General features: G+C 67.5%; 21 protein-coding genes and 1 pseudogene. 14 read left to right on the top strand and 8 right to left on the bottom strand.

The features are described 5' to 3' along the window. Positions 1-93: 93 nt before the first annotated feature. From E1294_RS22620 to E1294_RS22605, 3 genes are all read right to left on the bottom strand, one after another. Positions 94-1,302, bottom strand: a complete 1,209-nt coding sequence (locus E1294_RS22620; RefSeq protein WP_132511216.1) for an FAD-dependent monooxygenase — start codon at positions 1,300-1,302, stop codon at positions 94-96. Between the two features lie 128 nt (positions 1,303-1,430). Then, positions 1,431-2,255, bottom strand: a complete 825-nt coding sequence (locus E1294_RS22615; RefSeq protein WP_132511214.1) for an SDR family NAD(P)-dependent oxidoreductase — start codon at positions 2,253-2,255, stop codon at positions 1,431-1,433. Between the two features lie 1,142 nt (positions 2,256-3,397). Beyond that, a complete protein-coding gene (locus tag E1294_RS22605; RefSeq protein WP_132511212.1) occupies positions 3,398-3,874 on the bottom strand; it encodes a carboxymuconolactone decarboxylase family protein in 477 nt (158 codons plus the stop codon). Positions 3,875-4,230: 356 nt separating this feature from the next. Here E1294_RS22605 and E1294_RS22600 point away from each other — a divergent pair, with 356 nt between their 5' ends. Beyond that, the gene (locus tag E1294_RS22600; RefSeq protein WP_132511210.1) at positions 4,231-5,139 is read left to right on the top strand and encodes an NAD-dependent epimerase/dehydratase family protein; all 909 of its coding nucleotides are present in this window, start codon (positions 4,231-4,233) and stop codon (positions 5,137-5,139) included. Continuing rightward, complete coding sequence (locus E1294_RS22595) at positions 5,136-6,059, top strand: RNA polymerase sigma-70 factor (protein ID WP_132511208.1); 924 nt, start codon at positions 5,136-5,138, stop codon at positions 6,057-6,059. Before E1294_RS22600 ends, E1294_RS22595 begins: the two co-directional genes overlap by 4 nt. A gap of 19 nt (positions 6,060-6,078) precedes the next feature. Here the strand turns inward: E1294_RS22595 and E1294_RS22590 are convergent, their stop codons facing one another. Further along, complete coding sequence (locus tag E1294_RS22590; protein WP_132511206.1) at positions 6,079-6,414, bottom strand: hypothetical protein; 336 nt, start codon at positions 6,412-6,414, stop codon at positions 6,079-6,081. A gap of 367 nt (positions 6,415-6,781) precedes the next feature. On the opposite strand from E1294_RS22590, the gene E1294_RS22585 reads away from it, so the two are divergent. Beyond that, positions 6,782-7,636, top strand: coding sequence for an aminoglycoside phosphotransferase family protein (locus tag E1294_RS22585; RefSeq protein WP_281284474.1), 855 nt, complete (start codon positions 6,782-6,784; stop codon positions 7,634-7,636). 192 nt (positions 7,637-7,828) lie between these two features. Here E1294_RS22585 and E1294_RS58130 read toward each other — a convergent pair whose 3' ends face one another. From E1294_RS58130 to E1294_RS22575, 3 genes and pseudogenes are all read right to left on the bottom strand, one after another. Continuing rightward, positions 7,829-8,182, bottom strand: a complete 354-nt coding sequence (locus tag E1294_RS58130; RefSeq protein WP_425465218.1) for an NlpC/P60 family protein — start codon at positions 8,180-8,182, stop codon at positions 7,829-7,831. Positions 8,183-8,553: 371 nt separating this feature from the next. After that, a pseudogene (locus E1294_RS58125) lies at positions 8,554-8,772 on the bottom strand (transposase); the annotation flags it as partial. Between the two features lie 985 nt (positions 8,773-9,757). Then, on the bottom strand, positions 9,758-10,372 hold the full coding sequence (locus E1294_RS22575) for a TetR/AcrR family transcriptional regulator (RefSeq protein ID WP_132511200.1): 615 nt from the start codon (positions 10,370-10,372) through the stop codon (positions 9,758-9,760). 125 nt (positions 10,373-10,497) lie between these two features. On the opposite strand from E1294_RS22575, the gene E1294_RS22570 reads away from it, so the two are divergent. The 9 genes from E1294_RS22570 to E1294_RS22530 all read left to right on the top strand — a co-directional run bounded on the left by E1294_RS22570 (position 10,498) and on the right by E1294_RS22530 (position 18,948). Then, positions 10,498-10,791: a hypothetical protein gene (locus E1294_RS22570; protein WP_132511198.1), complete on the top strand. Its 294-nt coding sequence runs from the start codon at positions 10,498-10,500 to the stop codon at positions 10,789-10,791. 233 nt (positions 10,792-11,024) lie between these two features. Beyond that, positions 11,025-11,285 (top strand): hypothetical protein, encoded by a 261-nt coding sequence (locus E1294_RS22565; RefSeq protein WP_132511196.1) that lies wholly within the window; start codon positions 11,025-11,027, stop codon positions 11,283-11,285. Between the two features lie 354 nt (positions 11,286-11,639). Next, positions 11,640-12,248, top strand: a complete 609-nt coding sequence (locus E1294_RS58120; RefSeq protein ID WP_132511194.1) for an RICIN domain-containing protein — start codon at positions 11,640-11,642, stop codon at positions 12,246-12,248. 556 nt (positions 12,249-12,804) lie between these two features. Further along, complete coding sequence (locus E1294_RS22555) at positions 12,805-13,476, top strand: DUF2637 domain-containing protein (protein WP_246083198.1); 672 nt, start codon at positions 12,805-12,807, stop codon at positions 13,474-13,476. A 191-nt stretch (positions 13,477-13,667) separates the two neighbouring features. Further along, on the top strand, positions 13,668-13,871 hold the full coding sequence (locus tag E1294_RS22550) for a hypothetical protein (protein ID WP_132511192.1): 204 nt from the start codon (positions 13,668-13,670) through the stop codon (positions 13,869-13,871). Positions 13,872-14,803: 932 nt separating this feature from the next. Beyond that, positions 14,804-15,115 (top strand): UBP-type zinc finger domain-containing protein, encoded by a 312-nt coding sequence (locus E1294_RS22545; protein ID WP_132511190.1) that lies wholly within the window; start codon positions 14,804-14,806, stop codon positions 15,113-15,115. An 18-nt stretch (positions 15,116-15,133) separates the two neighbouring features. Next, complete coding sequence (locus E1294_RS22540; protein WP_132511188.1) at positions 15,134-16,135, top strand: acyl-CoA desaturase; 1,002 nt, start codon at positions 15,134-15,136, stop codon at positions 16,133-16,135. 278 nt (positions 16,136-16,413) lie between these two features. After that, positions 16,414-17,388, top strand: coding sequence for a LysR family transcriptional regulator (locus E1294_RS22535; protein WP_132511186.1), 975 nt, complete (start codon positions 16,414-16,416; stop codon positions 17,386-17,388). Positions 17,389-18,096: 708 nt separating this feature from the next. After that, positions 18,097-18,948, top strand: coding sequence for an alpha/beta hydrolase (locus tag E1294_RS22530; RefSeq protein ID WP_132511184.1), 852 nt, complete (start codon positions 18,097-18,099; stop codon positions 18,946-18,948). Here E1294_RS22530 and E1294_RS22525 read toward each other — a convergent pair. Further along, positions 18,879-20,417, bottom strand: coding sequence for a serine/threonine-protein kinase (locus E1294_RS22525; protein WP_165977423.1), 1,539 nt, complete (start codon positions 20,415-20,417; stop codon positions 18,879-18,881). The two genes, E1294_RS22530 and E1294_RS22525, sit on opposite strands and share 70 nt — an antisense overlap. A gap of 517 nt (positions 20,418-20,934) precedes the next feature. On the opposite strand from E1294_RS22525, the gene E1294_RS22520 reads away from it, so the two are divergent. Next, entirely contained in the window at positions 20,935-21,441 is a 507-nt protein-coding gene (locus E1294_RS22520) for a hypothetical protein (RefSeq protein WP_132511180.1), read from the top strand. A 63-nt stretch (positions 21,442-21,504) separates the two neighbouring features. Further along, positions 21,505-21,939 (top strand): diacylglycerol/lipid kinase family protein, encoded by a 435-nt coding sequence (locus E1294_RS22515; protein ID WP_132511178.1) that lies wholly within the window; start codon positions 21,505-21,507, stop codon positions 21,937-21,939. Positions 21,940-22,247 lie beyond the last annotated feature (308 nt).

Raw genomic sequence — 22,247 nt, 5'->3', positions numbered from 1 at the left:
GAGGACGGCGATCAGGGCTGGGCAAGGTGACATTCAGCTACAGCTTCCAGAAACAGCTACCTGACCGTCCCGCCGGCTGTTCATGCGGGTGAGTCATATGGCGGCGATGTCGAGCTGCTTGTTCTTCATGTCGGAGCCGTTCAAGATCCTGCCTATCGTTGGGCCGATGACAGGAGCGTGCGTGAGACGCAGCATCGCGGCGCGGATGATCTGTTCCTTGCGGTCGTGGGGCGTGAAGAGCCTGCGCATGGTCAGCGCACTGTCCTGCTCTGCTTGGATGAACGGCCGCATCCTGGCCTCCCACGCCCGCAGCGCGCTGGGCAGGTCGTCAGGGTGCCGTCGCAGCATGGTGCCCAACAGTTCGCCCCCGGCCATGGCGCTGGAGGCGCCCATGCCCGCGTACAAGGTCACGCACCAGGCGGCGTCGCCGACCAGGGCGACGCGGCCGCGGTGCCAGCGGGGCATCCTGACCTGCTGTACGGAGTCGAACAGGAAGTCCGGGGCCTGCTCAAACCGGGTGAACAAGGTCTCCAGGAGGCGTCCGGTGGCCTCGGGGCCGAAGGCGGCGCGGAGCGACTCGATCGGCGGGCGGGCGAATTCGGCGTCGATGTCGCCGGTGCGGTAGGAGAACAGCAGGCTCGGCGGGTGGTTGCCGTAGGGGAAGGTCCATGCCGAGCGTCCAGGCTCGGCCAGGATCAGGCCCTCGTGCAGCGTGAAGCCCTCGATTGGCCGGTCGAGCAGGGTTGCGGCGATCATGTAGTTGAGCGGGTGCAGGTACTCCTGCGGCCCGAAGGCCAGGCTCCGCACGGTGGAGCGCAGGCCGTCGGCGCCCACCACCAGGTCGAAGCGCTCGGTGACGACGGCGCCTGAGGCGGTGTCGTGCAACGTGACCTCGGCCGCCGTGTCGTCCTGGGTGATGCGGGTGGGCACGGTGGAGTAACGGATCTCCATGTCGTCCGGCAACGCGGAGAACAGCCCCTGCTCGATGTCGCCGCGCAGCAGTTGCAGGGGTTTGCCCGGCAGGGTTGACGGGTTCATGCCCGGGGTTCGGCGTCCCGCCCGATTCACCTCGTACGCGGTAAGCAAAGGGCTGCCGCGGTCCCCGATGGCCTCCAGCACACCCAAACGGCGAGCGGAGGCCATGCCGGTGCCGAACAGCATAATGAAGTACCCTCCCGAGCGGCGCACAGGCGCCCGCTCGATCAGCATCGGCTCCCAGCCGACCTGCCGTAGCCGGAGCGCGGTCGCGATTCCCGCGATCCCGAGCCCGACCACCAGGGCACGGCGGCCACCATCTTGCATGACGACTCCCTTCCACAAAACTGCTTTTTCAGGTCGGTCCCGGCGCGCAGCCGCAGACCGCTCGGCGTTCATCAGGGCGTGGGCGCCCATCACCCGACCCGCCCGGGATGGGGTGATGGGCCGACAGATCAGGCGGCCGGGGTCGCGTGGGCCTGCACCGAGAGGTCGTGCCAGTCGGCCCAGGTCTTGAGCCGGTCGGCGTAGACCTGCTGGAGCATCGGGTAGCTCTGGGTGCCGAAGAACACCCGCAGGGGCGGGTTGGGGATGTCGGCGAGCTTGAGCATGGCCTGGCCCGCGGCGGTCGGGTCGCCGGCATCGAGCGATTGGGCGTGCGCGGCGTGGGCCCTTCGGGCGGCGTCATAGAGCGGGTTGGGCGAGGCCTTGACCGCGCCGGCGCTCGCGCCGGTGGCGTAACTGCCGGGCTCCACGACGGTTACCTTGATGTCGAAGCCGGCGACCTCCTGGGCGAGGCTCTCACTCAGGCCCTCCAGGGCCCACTTGGACGCGCAGTATCCGCCGCCGAGGGGGAAGGCGGCGACGCCGGCGGTGGAGGAGATCTGAATGATGTGCCCGGAACCCTGCTCGCGCAGGTGGGGCAGCGCGGCCTGGATGACCCGCAGCGGGCCGAGCAGGTTGGTCTCCAGCAGGTCGCGCAGGTGCTGCTCGGTCAGCTCCTCGACCGCGCCGAACAGGCCGTAGCCGGCGTTGTTGACGATCACATCCAGGCGGCCGAAATGCTCCTTGGCCCGCGTCACGCTCTCGAAGACGGCGGCCTTGTCGGTCACGTCCAGCTCCAGCGCAAGCACCAGGTCGCCGTAGGCGGTGACCAGGTCATCGAGGCTTCGAGGGTTGCGGGCGGTGGCCGCCACCCGGTCGCCGCGGGACAGGGCGGCCTCGGCGAAGCTGCGGCCAAGACCGCGCGACGATCCGGTGACGAACCAAACCTTGCTCATGATCTCCTTCTTTCTGCCATGGGATGCGAACCGGCGTAGGCGGCCTACTGAGGCCGGACATTGCGGTTGCGGGCGAACAGGTTGCCGGGGTCGTGCTGGCGCTTGATCGCGGCGAGGCACCGGAGGGGTCTGCGCGGGGGAGTCTGGCCCACAGCGCATCGAGCCCGGGGCGGGCGGCCTCGATGACCGGCGGCGGGCCGGCTGCGGTGGTCACGACCATCAGCTCGGCCTGGCGGTGGGCGTAGGCGGTGGCCTGCTCGGGGAGCCGTGACACCGCGCCGCCGACGCTGCGCACGGCGATGAGCGGCGACGCCTTTGCCGCCCCGGTCGCGGCCAAGATCCGCAGAGCTTGCGGCACCGACTCCTTGCCGACGAACGCGCTGCGGGTCACCAGTGGATGCGGGGCGGCGGGGTCGCGCCGTCCACGAGCGTGTCCGCATACGGTCGCAGCGCGACATCGTCGGCGATCACCGTACCGAGGGAGCGGATCGGGTCGATGGCCCGGGCCGCGAGCCGTACGTTGTCGCCGTCTAAGGCGAGCTGGGTCTCGACCCGGCGCCTCGGGGCCGCCGGCCAAGGGATTGGCGAAGCTCACGACGGAGGTCAGCTCCTCGGGCGCGGCACGCGGGTGGTCCGCCCAGCCCCGCAGCACGCCGGGCGGTTCGGCGGCGGGGAAGGCGGTCTTGCCGTGGAAGACGTCGGTGGTCGGGTGTGCGCTCGCGGTGACGATGCCGAAGTCCAGGGCCAAACCGTGTTTCCTGACCTTCCAGCCGATGCCGCCGGTCAGCGTCAGCCCGCCCGACCCCGACGCTCTTGGTGTCGCCCGAGGAGATGGCCAGGCCGTGCGGGGCCGGGGCCGTCGCGACCTGGCCCCAGGTGCCGCCGCCGATGCGTACGAGGTAGCGGTCCTTGTCGATGACCTCCACGCTCGCCAGCCGGCCAAGGCCGATCACGACGCCGTCCTCGTTGGTGCCGAACCCGGTGAAGGCGTGGCCTCCACTGGGGCGCAGCACGAAGGCCGGGCAGCCCGACGTCAGCACCGTGCCGGCGGCCAAGGCGTAATCGGGTGCGCCGGATGTGATGATGTCGCCGCCGAAGTCACGGCGAAGGATTTCCAAGGCGGTGCTCATGATGTTCCTTCGTTATGCCAGCTGGCCGGGCTGGTGGCCGCCGCCGGGCTGCCGGACGATGACGTTCAGGCGGTTGGCGGTGTTGATGAGGGAGATGAGCAGCACCAGGGCGGTGAGCTGCTCGTCGTCGAACTGCTCGGCGGCCTTCGCCCAGGCCTCGTCCGTGACACCAGCGGCCGCGTCGGCGATGCGGGTGCCCTGCTCGGCCAACTCCAGAGCGGCGCGCTCGGCCTCGGTGAACATGGTGGACTCCCGCCAGGCCGCGACCATGTTGACGCGCACTGGGCTCTCCCCGGCCCGCGCGAGGTCTTTGGAGTGCATGTCGACGCAGAAGCCGCAGCCGTTGATCTGACTGGCGCGGAGCATCACCAGGTCCTGAAGCGCCTTCGGCAGCGTCGAATCCTTGAAGATGACGTTGCTGGCCGAGAAGAAGTACTTCATGGACCTGGCCGCTAGCGGGCTGGCGGCAAGGTCCAAGCGGGGTTCCATGACGCGTTTCCTTGGGTTGTGTTTGTGCTGGCCGTGACAGTGACGTGCACCACACGGCCGCGTGCGTACGTTGTCAGGTCCTGCGCGCTCCGAAAGCCGGCGCGTCTTTCCCGGGACGAGACAGCCGGGCCGTTCTGTGACATCGCAAAGACGCGGCCGGACCGGACCAGCCGGCTGAGGGCGGCGGGTTGGGGGCGGCCGGTGGCTGTCGGGTAGGAGTGGGCTCCTTGGGCTTCGGCGGTGATGTGACAGGACGGGCTGTGGTGTCGCGGGACGGGGTGATGTCACAGAACGGGCGAGCTGTTTCGTCTCCTGTCGGAAGACAGGTGTCGGGGCTGGGAAGGTGAGGGGTTGGCGTGCGGGTGCTCGTGGCCGGTGGGGCCGGGGTGTTGGGGCGGCGGCTGGTGCCGCAGCTGGTGGCCAGGGGGCATGAGGTGACGGCGACGACGAGGATGGCCAGGCTGGGCCTGCTGGAGCGGCTGGGTGCCGAGGCGGTCGTGATGGACGGGCTGGATGCGGCCTCGATCGGCCAGGTGGTGGCCCTGGCGCGGCCAGAGGTCGTCGTGCACCAGATGACCGCGATCTCCGGAAAGCCGGATATCAAGCATTTCGACCGCTGGTTCGCCACGACCAACCGGCTTCGTACCGAAGGGACCGATCATCTGCTGGCCGCCGCTGAGGCGAGCGGTGGGTGTCACGTGGTCGCGCAGAGCTACGCCGCCTGGAACGGCATCCGTCAGGGCGGGTGGGTCAAGACCGAAGAGGACCCACTTGATCCGACCAGTACCGGTAAGGGTGCGCAGGCGATCCGTCATCTGGAAGAGGTGGTGATCAAGGCCGGTGGCGCGGTGTTGCGGTACGGCGCGTTCTACGGGCCGGGAGCCACCGATGATCAGGTCGAGCTGGTGCGCAAGCGGCAGTACCCGGTCGTCGGCGACGGTGCGGGCCACAGCTCGTGGGTGCATCTCGACGACGCGGCCGCCGCCACCGTCCTGGCCGTGGAGCAGCGGGTGAAGGGCGTGTTCAACATCGTCGACGACGAACCAGCCCCGGCTCGTGAGTGGCTGGCCCACCTGGCCGCGTGCGCCGGTGCCAAGCCTCCGATGCGGATCCCCGTGTGGCTGGCCCGGCCGCTGGCCGGGAAGACGGCGGTGACGATGATGACTCAGGGACGCGGCTTCTCCAACGCCAAAGCCAAACGCGAACTCGGTTGGCGATTGCGCTATCCCTCCTGGCGGCAGGGCTTCAAGGAGGAGCTGGCATGACCCGGACCGAGGAGTTCGAACAGCTGCGGCCGCTGCTGTTCTCCATCGCCTACCGGATCCTGGGCAGCGTGAGCGAGGCCGAGGACGCAGTCCAGGAGACCTGGCTACGCTACGAGGCCTGCCCGACCCGGCCCGCGTCGGCCAAGTCGTTCCTCTCGGCCATGGTGTCTCGCATCGCGATCGACGTGCTGCGCTCGGCACGCATGCGGCGGGAGGAATATGCCGGGCAGTGGTTCCCCGAGCCGCTGCTGGCCGACCCCTACGAGGACCCGGAGCGGTCGGCGGAGCTCGCCGACACGGTCTCGATGGCGGCCCTGCTGCTGCTGGAGCGGCTCAGCCCGCTCGAACGCGCGGTCTTCGTGCTGCGGGAGGTGTTCGGGTTCCGCTTCGGTGAGGTCGCCGCGGCGATAGGGCGCTCGGAGCCGGCCTGCCGCCAGCTTGCCGTACGAGCGCGCCGCCACATGGACGCCGGACGTGCCCGGTTCGAGGCCGATCGCCGGGAGCGGGAGGAACTCGCCGGTCGCTTCTTCGACGCCTTCCGCGAAGGTGACGTCGACGGGCTGCGCGAGCTGCTGGCCGCCGACGTGCAGATGGCCGGCGACAGCGGCGGCAAGGCCCCGCTGTGGGGCGACGGAGTTTTCGGCGCCGAGAACGTGGCCCGGATGCTGGCCGCGTTCGTCGCGCCGTTCATCCAGATCGGCGGCGTCGTGGAACCACATGAGATGAACGGCCAGCCAGGCGCGATCTTCCGCGACCGGGACGGCAAGATCGTCAACACCCTGACGCTCGACATCCTGGACGGGCAGATCCAGACCATTCGCGCCGTGATCAACCCCGACAAGCTGCGGCATCTGGGCCCGGTGGCGGACGCCTGGGCGGTCGTCCGCGAGACCAATCGGGTCCGCCGGCTCAAAGACTGACGCCCGGATTTCTGACCTGTCAGGCCGGCGTCGAGCCGAAGTCCGCCGCGCGGTGAGCAACCCATTCCGCGTATGTGAAGGCTGCTCGCCCGGTTACCCGCTCCACCGTCGGCAGCACGGGGTCCATCTTGCCGACCCTCGCCGCGAGCCCGTCCATGAGCTCGGCTATCACGGGCGCCGGCAGTCCGTGGCGGAGCATCTTCTCCTGGAATTGCTCACGCGACCTCGAACCGCAATGGCCGCCCGCCCGCGGCGATGTCGCGAGAGTCGACCGGGGCCACTTCAGCGTCGCCGTCACTCCACGGACGATCCTGTCGTTGATGATCTGCGCCGCCCACACGAGGTCGTTGGTCATGAACGCTCCGGGACGCACGAAGGTCCGGGGTCATGCCACGTACCTTGGCGTCGACGTTTCCGGTGCCACCGGTTACCAACATCACGAAAATCTCCATTTCTCTTCTTCAGGCCGCGTGGGCTGTTCGAGCCCATGACGAGGAATCCTGACCGCGGCTGTCGATGGGGCGCGGGGCGAAAACCGGCCGCTACGAGGAGCGTCTGTCTCCGCTACCGGGACGAGACAGTCCGCCCGTTCTGTGACACGACAGCCCCGGCTGTCACTCGATGTCACATAACGACCCGGCTGTCTTGTCCCGGAAAAGACGTGCTCGCCCCTCAGAGCGTGGAGGCCCCGGCAACGTGCGCCACGCGAACGCCTCCAGCTCCTGGCGAACACCACGACATCGACCTCGGACAGAACCGAGGAAGGAGACCGAACGTTCCACCTCGGCGCCGGAATGTTGGTGCGCCTGCCCAGCGCGTCCGAGTACGCATTGGCAGTCGACAAGGAACACCGGTGGCTCCCGGCGTTCGCTTCCCGGCTCCCGCTGCCGATTCCCGTGCCACTGGCGAAGGGCGAGCCCGGCGCGGGCTACCCGTACCCGTGGTCGATCTACCGATGGCTTGGCGGCGAGCCGGCCAGCGCGGAGCGGATCGCCGATCCCGTGCGATTCGCGGTTGACCTGGCCGGGTTCCTGGCGGCCTTGCGGAGCATCGACCCCGCTGACGGTCCCCGCCCGGGAAAGCACAACTGGTTTCGCGGCGGCACGCTGCGGACGTACGACGGGGTGGCCCAGAACGCGCTCGCGGATCTGGACGGCCACGTCGATGTCGGCCTGGCGCGCGAGATCTGGGAAAGCGCCCTCGAGGCACGCTGGGACGATGTGGAGAGCTGGTTCCACGGTGACGTCGCCGAGGGAAATCTCCTGCTCAAGGACGGGAAGTTGGCGGCGGTCATCGACTTCGGCACCTGCGGCGTCGGCGATCCGGCCTGTGACCTGGCAATCGCATGGACATTGCTGACCGCCGAGGGCCGGCAGGCGTTCCGGGAGCGGCTGTCGGTCGGTGAGGCGGCATGGGCGCGCGGGCGTGGCTGGGCCCTGTGGAAGACGCTCGCCACCTTTTCCTACACGTTGGGCGACGACGAGGAGGAGGCCGCGGGCGCGCGACGCGTACTCGGTGAGATCTTCTCCGAGTACGCGTCCGGCAGCCCGTCCGCCGCCCCGAGGGGCACGGGCTAACTCACCAAGCACGACCCTCTCGTGCCTGGCGCCTCCTACGCCTGCCGCTTCGCCGTTGACGGTGCCGGTTGAATCCGTCATCGGATCGCCCAGCCGAACGTACGAGGGAGTGGGACGGCGTGATCGACCAGCGCCGTTCGGGCTCCGAACACCGTCCCCTCAGGCATGATCAGCTTCATCCGAACCCGTGATCTAGCTCCTTGGGCGGGCGTAGCCGGTGATGTCCTGGCGGGTGGTGTACCGGCTTATGCGGACGCGTAGGCCGGTGCGGAGGGTTTCGATCATGCGGTTTGTGTCGAGGACCAGGTCGACGTGTCCGGGGTGGTTGGGGCTTCCGCCGGAGCCTTGGAAGGACACGAGGTCTCCTGGAGCTTGGTAGCCGGGTCCGATGTGGTGAAGGGCGTGCCATTGTTCAGCGGCGGTGCGCGGAAGGCGACTCCGGCTTGGTGCCAGGCGTAGCGGGTGAGGGCGGAGCAGTCGAAGCCGACCGTGTTCGCTCCTTGGTCGATGCCTCGGCTGGGGCCGTCGAGTCCGCCGCCTCCCCATGAGTAAGGGGTGCCGAGCCAGCGGGCAGCGGCTGCAAGGGCTGTTGCGCCGTGCCCTGTCCCGGTGATCCGTGGTGGCGCGCATGCGGGCCGTGTGAGCGCGATGGCATCGGGTTTGGCAGTACGAAGAGGCACGGTTGCGCACAGGGCGTCGGAAGTCGGCACGCTGTTGTGCGGCAGCACGGTCGCGACGACGCCGACGATGATGATGGCGACCAGGACGAACACGCCGGTCACTGTCGTGGCGATGACCGCCATCAAACGGGCTCGCTGTGGGGGGTGATGGTGCCCCACGCGTCCCGTAGGGCGATCAGGGGGCGGCGGGGGCCCGTTGATCCGGCTGGTAGCCATACGGGTTCGGCGATCAGCGATGTGAATCGCCTCGGGGGCCCCGGCTGTGGCGCCTGCTGCATAGGCGCCGGCCCGGTCTCTGCAGATCACGTGGACGCCGGGATGGTCGCGTAGCCATCGTTCGAGGGCCTCGGCGGTCCGGTCGTCCAGCACGTCGATGGGCTGGTGGCTGTCCATGTCGATCAGCACGGTGGCGTAGGAGTGCCCGCGCCTCTTGGTGAAATCGTCGATCCCGAGCACGGTGACCTGGCCGATTTCGAGGTCGGGCAGGGCGCGGACCAGACGGATCAGCGTGTCCCGGCCGACGCGTACGCCGGGTAAGGCCAGCAGCCGGGAGGCGGCGCGCCGGCCAGTGCCAGCGCCATCAACTCCAGCAGTCGGCGGTAGTGGCCATCAGGCAGCAGGCATCGCCCGCCACCGCATGCTGCGCACAGGGCACAATGAACCTCGCGGCCGCTCAAATGATGATGACGTTCTTGGTCGGACAAGATCCTCACGGGGCGGCCGCACCGATGCGCGGCCAGTTATCCGATGGCGATCAGTCACGGGCGAGAGTCTCGACCACTGTCTGTGACGACATCACACAACGATCGCCAGAGCCAGATCTTGGAAGCGCCATCACTACGCGCCCTGCTGTGCTCACCCGCCTCGAAGTCACTCGCTGACAGACGATCTACCTCCACGATCTCGCCCTGCTACCACGACGTTCGCACCTGGCCGCCACCATACCAACCCGCTTTACCGGCGAAAACAGGATGGAGCCTTCTCATTCGTCCAGCAGGCCGGCCACCAGGTCGACCGGCATGGGACGGTCCGGATCGTCCGCGATAAGGCGGATGCCGACGCCGCGGGAGCACGCTGGAGGGCTTCGCCATCGGCGACTCGGTGGGACAGGAGTCCGACGACGCCACGCCCGACGACGAGTGGTAACAATCGAAGTAGATCGCCGGCGCCATCCCCGCCGCCCTCCGCGCCCTGAACCCCCCAAGACGCCCTGTGGGCCGTTCGTGAAACGGCTGGTAGTTGGTTGACGGGATCCCGTCCGATCATCAAGATCGGGCGGGATCTTGTCGTTTCAGGGCTTCCGAATCGGGTTCGTCCTGGTTGGGGAGCCGCGGAGCGGGTGTCTGGGGAGGCCCGGGTGGTGCCAGGCCGACGTCCCCGTCACGAAGGAGCTGCACGAAAGAGGTGTGGCCAAGCTGGGAAAGGGGGCGGGGCAGAGTCGTCATCGGCACAAACTTCGTTCGGCGGTGGTGGTAAGTGTCGCCGTGGTCTGGTCGAGGGGCAGGTTGCGGCCGGAGTGCAGCAGGTCGAAGCTGTCGAAGCTGGTCAGCAGCCAGAGCAGGTCGGTGGCCTGGTCGAGGGTGACATCAGGGCGCAGCGACCCCTGCTTGTCCAGGTGTTGAGCCAGCTCGGCCATCCCGGTGGCGCGGCCTTGCTCCATCCGCTGCACCGCGCCGCCCACCGCGGCGGTGTCCAGCAGCGCCATCGACGCAAGCACGCGCAACACGTCCCGGTGGGCCGCGTACATCTCGACGATCGCGTGGATCGCGCCGCGCAGCGCCTCGCGGGCGTCGGGATGGGCCGACGCTTGGAGCATGCGGTCGAAGCCGCCGCGCTGCAGCAGGTCCGCGCCGACCGCGTCGAAGAGCCCGGCGCGTGAGCCGAAGACGAGATAGACGGTAGGGCGCGCGACGCGTGCCATGCGGGCGATGCGATCGATGCTGACCGGTTCCGATGGCGCTTCGCGCAGCCGTTGGTAGACCGCGTCGAGGATGCGGCGCCGGGTCTCCTGTGCCGCCTCTGCGCGGAGGCGCTGTTCGTACTTCCGGGTGGCCATGGGTCTCATCCTAGCATTGAGTTGACAGTATGTATTTTGGAATACATGATGTCGATCGAAATCGAGGCGACGGTCGCCGCAGGACGGTGACAGTCGATCCCGACGGCCAATGCGAGGAGCCTGTTGTGCACGTGTTGATCCGCTGGAAGATCAAGCCCGATCAGGTGGAGCGTGAACTGGAGTTGCTGCGTGCGGTCTACGAGGACATGCACGCGGTTCGGCCAGAAGGCCTGCGCTACGCCACCTTCCAGCTCGACGACGGGGCGACCTTCGTGGACGTGGCCGAGATGGCCGACGGTCCCGGGGTGTTGCAGCAGGTGGAGGCCTTCCAGCACTACCGGGCCACCCTGGACGAGCGGTGCGACGAGCCCCCTGCCGTCACCGTGCTGCACGAAGTAGGCGCCTACCGCTTCCCCTGACGTCACCCGATCAACGGTTTAAGGCCCAAGTCAGACACGTATACGAGAGTTCCGGAAGGCAACGCCTCGGGCTTCCTGCGCGCCCTCAGCTGTTCGCTCACATGCTTGATAGTCAGAGGCGGGCTGTCGGGCCGGAGCGTTACCCTGAGCGACACCGTGAAGAGGAAGGGCCCTGGGCGCTGCCCGCGGTTTCTGTCGTACGTCTGGCGTTACCGTTGCGCGCGGAGGATGAAATGCCACGAAAGGTCACCCCGGCCCAGTACAACCGCATGGTCGACGCCCACAACCGTAAGCTGAAGCAGGCCGTCAACAAGCACAACCGCGAGGTGAAGCGCGCCATCGACGGCTACAACCGCGAGGCGCGCGCACAACGCGCGCGTGCGTGCCAACCGTCAGCGACTCAACGCCGAGATCGCGCGACTCAACCGCCAGCGCTCGACGATCCGCTACGTCACGACTGCCCGCTCCCACCTGAGCACCAGACCCGTCCCTGACAGCCCGATCGCAAGACCCCACCGGCCCGTGGACCCGGCACCACCGGCGTGACCGCCGGCCCAGCACCCTGCTCAGACATCCGATCGAAGATCCACGAATCATGCAGCCGTCACGCTGGGCGAAGCCACCCAAACCCGTGAATCATCGAGGCTAAAAGTAAGCGCGATGGATACGGTAAGCACTGATTTGAGCATTGAACTCGACGGACAGTCGGATGTCCACCATAGATGCATTGGCGAGACATCAAGTGCGTTTTACCTTGATCTGAAGCAATTCCTGATAAACTGCCTATATTGATTTCCCGCGCCTTATGCGGCCCGCCCCGCGATAAGAGTAGCAAGGGGGGAATCGCAATGTCGAAGCCCAAGACGTGCCTCAACGCGATCAGCGCATCACTCGTGTTCTTCGCCCCACTACCTGCGACGTTCGCAGAGCACAATCATCTCTCAGGCCCCATAACCTGGATCCAGCACAAATCTACGGGCCGACCGGTTGTCGTTGAGCGAAGCGGCTTTTGCACCCCCACATACCCTGACTGTCTCAAGGGCAGAGGTATCCTGCTCAGCAGCTTCGCCGCCCGCCCGTCAGCCGAAGTCTTTCAAGTGGTGGACGCGCCCGCGCCCAATGCGATCCAGATCAGACTTATTTTGCCAGACTCGCCGAAACAATTTTGCCTGGATGTCGCGGGATTCCGTACGGACGCTGGCGCCCCCGTGATCCTGTGGGAGTGTCACACGGGCACCAACCAGCAATGGCGGATAGAGGAGTACTATAAGGGCCCCAACGAAGGTATCAGGCGTCTCGTAGGTGTCGGTAGCGACAAGTGCCTCGACGTCCGAAACCCTTCCGGAGGCATCTTCTTCCCACCGCCCGACAACGCTTCCATACAGATCTGGCACTGCTTCCCCGACCGGGAGAGCGTCTGGTGGCGTCACAACCAAGACTTCACGTTCAAGTTCTAGCCTCGATCTTTCGTGCGCCCAGCAGGACGGAGGGGGGTCGTGACGTAGCGGCTGATCGTCTTTTTGTAAGCTCGTCGTCGCTTGCCGGTGGGAGTCCGGTCCGAGTAGCTGCCAGGAGGCCCGGTAGCAGATCGCGCGTGGATGAGAAAACCCGGGCCGAGCGCATGCAGGCCGAAGGGCGCCTGCGGACGATCAACAGGAAGCGTGAGATCACCGAGAAGGAGATCAAGGAGATTCCGGCGATGGCGGAGTTCCCCAAGATCCTGATGAAGGCCGATCCTGCAGACAGGAACGACCTCTACAAACAGATGGGCCTCCACCTCGTCTATGACCCCTCGGGGAGGTGGTCGCAGTCGAGGCGAGGCCCAGCATGTACCAGAGTGCGTGTCCGAGGGGGGACACAGCCGATACGTACATACCCTTCAGCGCCTCCATCACGCTCGTTCTCCCAGGTCGGGAGAGGTGAGCAGCCATGGAGTTCAGCACGCGGGCCGTGTGCCGCAGCCGGCGTACGACGATCATCGGGGTTCTCCTTCTCGCGGCCATCGCGGCGGTCGTGTCGTTCCGTCACATGCACCAGGTGTGTCTGCGGCATGGTAAAGATCACCTGGCGGCGGTGCTCATCCCGCTCGCGGTCGACGGCACGATCCTTGTCGCCTCGATGTCCATCCTTCTAACCAACCGGTACGGCTCACGCGGCGGGTTCCTGGCGTGGACCATGTTGTCGGTCGGCAGCCTCGCCAGCCTGGGGGCCAACATCGCCGTCGCCGAGCCGAGCCTGATCGGACGCATCATCGCGGCCTGGCCGAGCGCTGCCTTGATCGGCAGCTACGAGCTCCTGATGTCGCAAATCCGAATGCGCCACGTCCCTAACGAAGGAGCCGCCGTCGCGCAGAGCGAGGCGACAGGGGTTCAGGAACTACCCGGAGATGACGCCCACGAGTCCTCAGAGGAGACAAGTTCTGACGACAGCGAGAAGGGTGACTCCGTCGAACCGCCTGGCGGTGGGCCCTGGCGCATCGCCTTCCTGACGGGACACTCCCACCGGGCAGGGTCATCGCGGAGCAGTTCGCGCGAAGCGCTCGATGGGGCCGCTGGATCAAGCGAATCGGACTCGAAGGGAGGCTCGGGGAGAACGATCACCTCACCTCCTCATCCGCGAGCCGGGATCACTTGCACGTTGATGACCTCTCTGCGCCGGCCCCGGCCGAACGCTACGACGTGGTGATCGACCTCTCGCGCTGGTGACCTGGCACCACTGCGACGCCGGTCGACATCGCGGGGGAGAGCGGCATGCGCGAGGTCATGCGGTTCCGCGGTGGCCGGAGCCATGACGCCACACGCTTGCCGCCCGATCTCTCTGGCGTCGATCGCTGGGTAGCGTGAGAAGGGCACACTACCTGTGAAGGGAGGTCACCAATGAGCGAGACACAGTTTCCGCTTACCCTGCGCGTCACCGTGAGCGGAGCGAATCCGGACGAAATCAGAGAGAACGCCAGGGCCCAGGCCCTCAACTTCTTCGGTACTACCGCGGAACTCGACGTCATTAGTGCTGAAGCCCAGTCGGACGGGGAACACCACAACCGCTACCACGCTACCGTCATCTTCCGGCGGATTGCGTGATGAGCGTGGGCATCGTCGGGCAGTCGAGCGGTGGCTCGGCGCTGCCCTGTTCTCGCCTCTGCTGGTGGCGGTGGTCGTAGCACTTGGGTGGGCAGGCGCCCCGTCGATCAGCCGCCCGCCAGGCGCCCTTGCTACTTCGGGCGGCGTCTGTGGCTCCGTTGGCGAGGGAGGCGCGAGGCCGGGCGCCAGCCTAGCCGACCTCCCCCGCGAAAACGACCCATCACTGAATGTCGTCCTCGACAGGCAGTCCGTCAAGCCCCTCATCGAAGCCCTGTCGACGTGAGAGAAGCACATCCTGCTGCTGCGCTTTTACGGCAACCAGATCCAAGCGGAACTCGCCGACTTCTACAACACCACCCGAAGACACAGTGCCAGTGACGGGCTGTCGCCCATCACATTCGCACGGCGACCCCGTCCTGCCGGCAACGGAGTCCAGGAGCCGCACGAGCCCGGATGCTCAGTGAGATACGGCTTGCGTGCTGGATAACCAAAAATCCCGCACCATGACGCGAATCTCCGCGCACGCCACTGCGCAGGTCGAGCTTTCGCGACGTTCAGGGGATGGCCAGCTCCTGTCGCGAATCACATCGTAGTTCGAGAACGCGATCGGGCTTTCGCGCAACTTGGTCATGCGCAATTTGGCCATGCACGGGTTGGAGCGATCGCTCGGATGCGGAACACCGGCTGCGCGCGACTGTCGTGACGAGCGCGCCGGCGAAACTGTTGACATCGGTGCGTCGCCGAGCACGGCACGACGCCTGCCGTGAGGGCAATCCGCATACGGCTCGGGGGGCCACGTGCCGGCAGGCTCTTTATCGCCGCAGATGATGAAGCTAGCTGGGATTGCGCGTTTCCGCCTATTCGCTGATCGCCTTGACTGGTGGATGAACAGACGGCGCAGCTTGCGTCGCTGTCATCGTGAGGGGGTCGTCATGGCCCTGGACGCACAAGGAACGAACGTGACTGACCGCGCGGGCCTGAACGGTCAGGCCGCGCGCTGCGATCACATTGACCAGCTCCCGACGGTGGAGCCCGGGCTACCCGAATGCAAGGAATGTCTGGGCCTGGGCCGGACCTGGGCGCAGTTGCTGGTGTGCCTGACCTGCGGGTGGGTGGCCTGTTCCGACGATTCACGCGGCGGTCACTCCCGCGCCCACTACGAGGAGACCGACCATCCGGTCGTCGCCACCCTGGCATCGAAATCGACCTGGCGCTGGTGCTACGTGCACCGCCGCACCGTGTAGACGAGACGAAAGAGACCCATGACTATTTCCGAACAGGCGGTGGAACGCCGTCAGGACTACGACGGCGCATCGCCCTTCCCCGGGGCAGAAGAGCACGTTCCGGCAGGAAGGCTCCAGGCAGGACTGACAGCGGCGATCGTGGTGCTGCCGTTCGTCGCGCTCGGCGTCGCGATCTTCCTGGCGTGGGGGCAGGGAGTCACGCTCACCGATCTTCTTCTCGCCGTGGTGCTCTATGGGGTGACCGGCCTGGGGGTGACGGTCGGTTTCCATCGGCTGCTCACCCATGCTTCCTTCACGGCCCGGCCATGGTTGCGCGTGGCGCTGGCGGTCGCCGGGTCGATGGGCTTTCAGGGGAACGTGATCGACTGGGTGGCGGTGCATCGCCGTCATCACGCCTTCACCGACCGGCCGGGCGATCCGCACTCTCCCTACCGGTACGGCGCGGGCCTGCGTGGGCAGCTTCGGGGGCTTGCCCACGCCCATCTGGGCTGGCTGTTCGCCGGCGACCAGACCCCGGCCGAGCGCTACGCCCCGGATCTGCTGGCCGACCCGGCCATGGTCAAGGTGGCGCGGGCCTTCCCCGCGCTGTGCGCGCTGTCGCTGGCGCTGCCGTTCCTGGCCGGATGGGCGATCACCGGCACCCTGTACGGCGGCTTGACCGCCTGCCTGTGGGCCGGGCTGATCCGCGTCGCGCTCCTCCAGCACGTCACCTGGAGCGTCAACTCGCTCTGCCACGTCATCGGCGACAGGCCCTTCAAGACCCGGCGCCACGACCGCTCGAGCAACGTGTGGCCGCTGGCCCTGCTGTCCTTCGGCGAAAGTTGGCACAACGGCCACCACAGCGAGCCGTCCTGCGCCCGTCACGGTCTGGACCGCGGCCAGCTCGACCCGTCCGCCGCCTTGATCGGCCTGTTCGAACGGCTCGGCTGGGCGAGCAGCGTGCACTGGCCCGACCAGGAGCGCATCGAACGCCGCCGCGCTGGCCCGCGGAAACAGGCCTGCGCCCCGGCCGGAGACTGACCGACGCCCCTTTCGGCCTCGCTACCGGCAGGGCCGCTCACCGGTGCCGCGATGGTCGTCACCGACGATACGAGAGTCAAGGACGCCCCCAGCCACCTCGGTAGCGAGTCCGGCGGCCCCTGCGCCATCTGGACAGGCACTAGGAGTTCGCTTTCCGGGCAACTCCGACTCAGCGAGCGTGCCGGCCTTTCTCCACGAGCCCACACCGCCACGTGGCACTTAGAGTGGGGGAGAGATGGGCCCGGATAGGTGCCGCCCGGCCGGGAAGGGGTGGTGACATGGAGTTGCGTCAGCTGCGCTATTTCGTGACGCTGGCCGAGGAGTTGCACTTCGGCCGGGCCGCTGTCCGCGAACACATCGTGCAGTCCGCGCTGAGCCAGCAGATCCAACGGCTGGAACGCGAGTTAGGCGTGCGGCTGCTGGACCGCAGCACCCACCACGTCGATCTGACTCCGGCGGGCGCCGCCTTCCTGATCGAGGCGCGTCAGATCCTCGACCACGTGGGCCGGGCGGGGCAGGCCGCCCGCAACGCCGCCGCGTCCGCGCCCACGCTGCGCGCCGGCATCATCGACGCCGGCTACGACACCATGCCGCAGATCCTGCGCGAACTGCAGCGGACCCATCCCGACATCGCGATCCATCAGGTCGAGGCGGGTACTCCCGAGCAGTATCGGCAACTGGCCGACGGCCGCCTGGACATCGCCATCGGACATGCCTCGCAGGCTCCGGCCGAGGTGACCTCCAAGCTGATCAGGCTCGATCCGCTCGGCGTGCTGGTGCCCGACGGGCACCGCTTCGCCGAGTCCGACGGCGTACCCGTGGCCGCTCTGGCCGACGAACTCCTGCTCCTCGGCGAGGAGTCACAAACCCCTGAGCTCAATCAGTTGGTCATCACGCTGTGCCGCTCGGCCGGGTTCGCCCCCACCCTCTATGAGGGCACCGTGCAGAGCAGCCGCGCCGCCGCCGACCTCGTCCTCCAGCACCGCTGCGTGCACTGCGTCCCCTCCTCCTTCCGCACCTCCAACCGGCCGGGCACCACCTGGCGGTGCCTGATCGAGCCCGCCACGCACTACCCCTGGTCACTGCTGTGGCACCAGGACAACCCCTCTCCGCACATCGCCGCCGTCATCGACAGCGCCCGGCACCTGGCCGGGCGGCTCGGCTGGCTCGAACCCATCAGCCCCTCTACCGGGCCCGCACCCGTCGAAGGCGCTCCGAGCGCCGCCAGCAGCCCCACAGATGGTCCTGTCTGATGCCGTCTCATGCTGCCTGCGTCACGTAGCACGGTGATCGGTGGCGGCACTCGGAGCCCACGACGAGCACAGCGGCGAGGCACGCATTCTGGCCCGGCCGGCAAGCGGGACCTGGGTCACGCCGGTGCTTACGGCCGGCCTCGACGCTGAGCAGCTGTGTGGCGTCGGCCATTTCAACGAGCTGGTCAGGCGTCATCGCCTCCAGCAAACGGCGAGCCGCTGCCGGTCAGCGTCGCGGGCCATGCTCATCGCGTCCTGAAGGGCGAGAGATCGCGAGGCTACGCCGATCGCCTCCAAGACGCTGGTCAGGGCCTGGTCCACACCATTGTCGGGATCCGCCCACTGCGGAGGTCGAGCGTTCGACACCATTCACCTTGCCGTCCTTGAGCTCTGAGCATGCCCGACCCCGTCGGGCCGGCTGCTCGATCGGCTGGTCTCTGTCCTGCGGGGCTGGTGTTCATCCTGGCTTCAGCGGCGTCAAACCGTCGTCACCCATCGGCCAGATGTGCCCACGACCGGTGTGGCTCGCAGCCTTGGGGACACGATGCTATGCCGGTCTCGTTACCCGAGGCTCCGGTTATCAGCTCAGGAGATGAGCTGTGCATGAATTGCCCGTTTCCTCCGGCTGCCTACTCCTGTGCGCTGAAGGGGACAGCGCGGATCTCAACCTCTACCGGCTGCCTGATCGGTGACCTGGCAGGAGAACCCATGAACGAAAGCACAGATACCAAGTGTCCCATCGTCCTCATTCATGGGCTGTGGCTGACCCCGCGTGCCTGGGAACACTGGATAGAGCGCTACACCGGGTTCGGCCACCAGGTGTCCGCTCCGGCCTGGCCGGGCATGGAGATCGAGGTCGAAGCCCTGCGCAAGCATCCGGACGTCATGAACGGCCTGGGCGTCACCGAAGTGGCTGATTTTTACGAGAAGGTCGTTCGCGAGCAGGCGCGGCCGCCCATCATCGTCGGCCATTCCTTCGGCGGCCTGATCACGCAGATCCTGCTGGATCGCGGTCTCGGCGTCGCCGGCGTCGCGATCCACCCTGCCCCGATCAAGGGCGTGCTGCGGTTGCCGCTCAGCAGTCTGCGTTCGGCCTTGCCGGTCCTGTCCAACCCCCGCAACCGTTCCAGGACCGTGGCGCTGAGCGCCAAGCAGTTTCATTACGCGTTCACCAATACCCTGACCGCGCAGGAGTCGGAGTTGATCTACCAGCGCTACCACGTGCCCGCTCCGGGCCGGCCGCTGTTCCAGGCCGCCACCGCCAACCTGCGACGGCACGCCGCCACCCAAGTCAACGTGCACAACGACACCCGTGCCCCGCTACTCCTGATCGCCGGTGGCGCCGACCACATCGTCCCTGTCACGCTGGTACGGGCGATCTACCAGCGCTACCGTAAGTCCCGTGCGGTCACCGACTTCCAGGAGTTCGGCCGCATGCCGCACTTCTCCCTCGGCGCCCCCCAATGGGAGAGAGCCGCCGACCACGTCGTCTACTGGGCGCAGCGGCACATCACGAGACAGGCCAGAAAGGACGGCAGAGAATCACGACCGGCCGGATGAGTTCCCACCGTTCGTCGTACAGACCGTCCTGCTCGTCCACGAAAATCAGTGCTGATGCTGACAGGGTTCTTACGCGACCAGTGCTTCACGACGGCGTGGTTCGGCTGGGCTGAAGAGAATCCGCCCGGCGCCGGCGGATCTGGCTGGGTGCCGGGTCGGTCCTGGAGGTCGCGTTCGCTGTGGCTTTCGGGGTGTTGACCGCTGCGAACTGGGAACAGCCGAGCGCCCTGGAGGGGAAGTACGCCTGGTTCGGCGTCCTGGTCGTGGCAGGGGTCGTCGCCGGTGGAGCCGGGTGCCTCCTGCTGGCCAGGCGTGGTGCGTCCCGGTGGTTGGCGTGGTGGGGCGCGATCGTCGTGGCGGCGCATTTCCCGCCCTTGGCGCTGTTGCTGAACGACATCGGTGTGGCAGTCGTCGGACTCGTTCAACTGGTCGCGCTCGGTGCGGTGGTACGACAGGTGCGCGGCACCACCACACCGACTGGTTCGCTCGCCGCTTCGGCCGACGAGGTCGCCAGCCACGGGGATGTGCAGGACGGCGGCCGCTGCCGACTCGTCCTTCAGCGGCCATAGATCTGCCACGTGCCGGAGTTGCTCGCTCGCGCCGACTGCGTCCAGCCGAGTGGCAGGGTTCTTGTCGAGCAGGCCGGCAAGCACGGACGCCAGCGGTCCAGCCCGTTGGGAGGGGTCGGGTGGGTCGGCCAGCATGGCGACGAGCGTATGAATCGCCGTGTCACGGCAGAAGGGGGGCTGCCCTTCGACGGCCATGAAAAGGGTGGCGCCCAGCGACCACAGGTCCGACTGCCGGCAGGTATCGCCGGTGACCCGCTCGGGAGCCAGGAAGGCCATGGTGCCGGTCAGCGTTCCGGTCTGGGTGAGGGAGGCATCGCCGTCCATCACGGCGATACCGAAGTCCGTCAGGACTACGCGACCGTCATGAGCCAGCAGCACGTTGTCCGGCTTGACGTCCAGGTGCACGATCCCAGCCGCGTGAGCGGCGCACAACCCCCGCAGCAGCTCCAGCCCGATCTTCGCCAGCGTGCGCGGAGACAGCGGCCCGTCCTGGGCCACCCTTTGACCGAGCGTTCGAGAGCGCACCAATTCCAGCACGATCCAGGGCTGACCGGACACCTCGACGACGTCGTACACGCCCGCGACATGGGGATGGCTGATGCGGGCCGTGACGCGTGCCTCCTGACGTGTGCGCTCGGCCACGATCGTCCGTTCGGGCCCGGCAGGCAGCGCCACTTCCTTGATCGCGACCTCGCGGGTCAGGAGCTCATCATGACCGTGCCAGACCGTTCCCATGCCGCCCCGCCCGAGAGGTTGGAGCAGGCGGTAGCGGTCGGCGAGAAGCGAGGTGTCCAACGGTGCATCGAGTCTGCGATAGTCACCTGCCGCATCGACGCCATGCTTGGGCGCGAGGTCGAGGGCAGGCCCCTGATGGTGGCAGAGGGCGCCGACACTCGCCATAAGCGCCGTCCGATCGTGATTGCCGGTCGGTAGCGGCCTGGTCTCTGGCGCCTGGCCAGTCCTCGCCATGGCTACCTTCCTGTCCGCTGGCCGGCGCTCGGGCGTCGATGCTGACGCACGCCGCCCTGAGACGGGTAGCCAGACAGCCCCAGCCAATACCGCTGATGGGCAGACGGCCACCGGCGTTCCGAGCAAAGCTCATCACCGTAGCTGATCACCGCTCAGATCCCTCCGGCAGGCCGACCCCGGACGACGCCGGACGGAGCCAACCGATCCGGGCCGCCTGCCGCAGCACCGCCAGACGGGCCTCGACGCCCGTGCTGCGCCCCGGAGATCGGCTGTGGTGATGAACTCTTCCGCAGTTGGCTGTGTCCGTACCGCACGCGGGGATGTTGGCTCGAGGAGAACGAGTTCGACAGCCGGCCCGGCGAGTCCGCGGGCGGCCGGTCCGCTGCTTCGACCGGTCCGGAAGACCGATCCCGCGCAGCCATCGATTCGCCGCACTAGGAGCTCGGTCATGGGCATCTTCACCTGGATCATCCACCCGACCCTGCACGGCGACCTCAAGAGAGCTGAGCGCATGAACAGCCGCGACAACGAAAAGCGTCTCGACCACGCCACCGACGTACCGCCACCTCAGCCCGCGCCGGCTGGAGATCCTGACACGCTGCCGGCCCTCACCTCTGACAAGCTCGTCTTCGACCCGGCGGCCGAACCCGCGCCACCGCAACACGGCTCGTTGCTCGGCAGCGACCCGAGCGGTGTCCTGGAGCGCTGGCACGTTCTTCAAGCGCTTTTCGTGGACGACCCGCGCGAAGCCGTCCAGCGAGCCGATTTGCTCATCGAGGAAGTGATGACCGCCATCCGCGAGACGCTGGAACGTCGCCTGGGTGAGCTCCGGGAGCCCTGGAAGAACACCGACCGGGACGACACGGAGACCGAGCGGCTGAGGATGGCCCTGCGCGCCTACCGTAACGTCTTGCACAAGCTGATGCCGCTCGCCGACGACCATGCGACGCGGTGAGGTCCCCGTCGCGGCCATCCTCTTCGCGATCGGCTCTGCTGCTCGACCGGATCATCGCCACCTGTGATCGTGAATCCCACCAAGGTGCCCGATCTGGACCTGCGCCGGGCTGAGATGACCGCTGAGCTGGCCAAGCACGACTGGGCCGATCCGCTGTGGTTCGCGACCACGATCGAGGGCAGCGGGCACGGCCCGGCCCGGCAGGCTGTGCACGAACAGGTCGACCTGGTCTTCGCCGGCGGAGGCGACGGCACCGTACGAGCGGTCATTCACGGGCTGGTCGGCAGTGGGGTGCCAGTGGCGATACTCTCTGTCGGCACGAGCAACCTGCTGGCCCAGAATCTCGCCTGGGCACATCTCTGGCCGAGGGCGGCGCGTTGTCGAGGCTGCCGCGGCGCGAGGACCGGCGCATCGAGCGATTCACCGCCCGGACGATCCGGTGGACACGACAAGGCCCATGCCCAGGCAGTACGACGGGGACCTGATCGAGCGCGCTGACCTGGGCTGAGACCTGCGGTTCATCCACTCGTCAGGGAAGATGGAGGCGGTCGCCCGCACGCTGGGGGAGAGCACCAGTGAGCCGTTCCATTCTCAGGCGGCCTGTGCGACGCGGTGGTTCTTAAGGACGGCAATGGCTTTGCAGAGGTGGTCGGCCTTGGAAGGGCCGAGGATGACGCTGCCTCAGTGATGGGTCAGTCCGGTGGCGGGGCGTTCGCCCACGAATTCGGTGGTCACCGGCACAACCGAGACCGGGCCCTTGGTCAGTAGCGGTGACGTCCGACGTGCCCTTCGAACAGCAGGCACGG

This window comes from Nonomuraea diastatica (assembly GCF_004349015.1).
GTDB lineage: Bacteria > Actinomycetota > Actinomycetes > Streptosporangiales > Streptosporangiaceae > Nonomuraea > Nonomuraea diastatica.
The sequence above is the reverse complement of the archived record's forward strand: the minus strand, read 5'-3'. Positions and strand labels throughout refer to the sequence as shown.